This window comes from Pseudovibrio sp. W74, from assembly GCF_001623085.1.
Lineage (GTDB): Bacteria > Pseudomonadota > Alphaproteobacteria > Rhizobiales > Stappiaceae > Pseudovibrio.
Genome location: NZ_LMCJ01000023.1, coordinates 77,263 through 78,188 on the forward strand (window position 1 = coordinate 77,263; position 926 = coordinate 78,188).

A 926-nucleotide genomic window follows, 5' to 3' on the forward strand; every position below is an offset into this window, starting at 1 on the left:
CCCGAAAGCGCGGCCACACATCCTGTTCTGGGGCACTGGTCTTGCGCTGGTGGTTGGCGCTCTCTTGATCCTCGGCGGTCTGGGTGCAATTCAGACTGCGATGGTTATTGGTGCTCTGCCGTTTTCGGCAGTACTTGCCCTCATGGGAATCTCTGTCGTAAAAGCGATTATCCGTGATGTGCAACGTGAACGTCTCGGTCTGCTAGTGCCTGCAGAATAAGGTGCTCTCAAGATCTTAAAGTGCGCGATGGTGGCACCTTCGCGCATTTTCTTATCTGCCCCACTACCACGGTCTTACCCAACCGCAGCAGGAGCTCCGTTCAAGAGGCAAACTGCTACATTGTACCCGCAACTCAACAATACCAGCAACGAGCTCATATTATGTCCTGGAGTCTATGCACTGAACTAAGATTAAGATCCAGAGCTTGCATTGCAGCAAGGTATGACCAATCAACGAAAGTTAGGTCTGCTGGAGAGGCAATAGAAAGTCTGCTCCCATTCACTAAACAGCGGAAAACCAGATCAGCATCAAGTTATGCTGATTCGGATGAGCCATCAGCGACAAGTTGATCAAAATCGACCTGTGGTTGAAGTCAAGCACTAGCCGGACGCGCCTAGAGTTAGGTTGAATGACCGGTTATGGTCAAAAATTTTCCAGATCGCTCATATCCGCTACTGTAGAAGCCTTCGGGTGTGCCTGCCTCGATCTTAGCAAGAAGTGGATGATCGCTATTGGGGGCCAAGCGGCGATCATGTACTTCTATTTCATTTCCTGCTGCGAAAAGCTGGCAAAACAGGCCCGTTGTGAATGCAGGTCAGAGCTTGGGTCATGATAAAGTTTAACTTGGCAGATTTTTGCGCTGGCAGACCTACTTCCACTTAATTGAGCAGCCCATGCTCGGGATTTGATCCTCTGGTCCGCAGCT

The 926-nt window shown here is 50.3% G+C and carries 1 protein-coding gene; it reads left to right on the forward strand.

Annotated elements, in window-relative coordinates; genetic code table 11:
* The coding region (locus PsW74_RS29395) for a BCCT family transporter (RefSeq protein WP_208988046.1) at positions 1-220 on the forward strand (220 nt) is incomplete at its 5' end.
* Between the last annotated feature and the right edge of the window lie 706 nt (positions 221-926).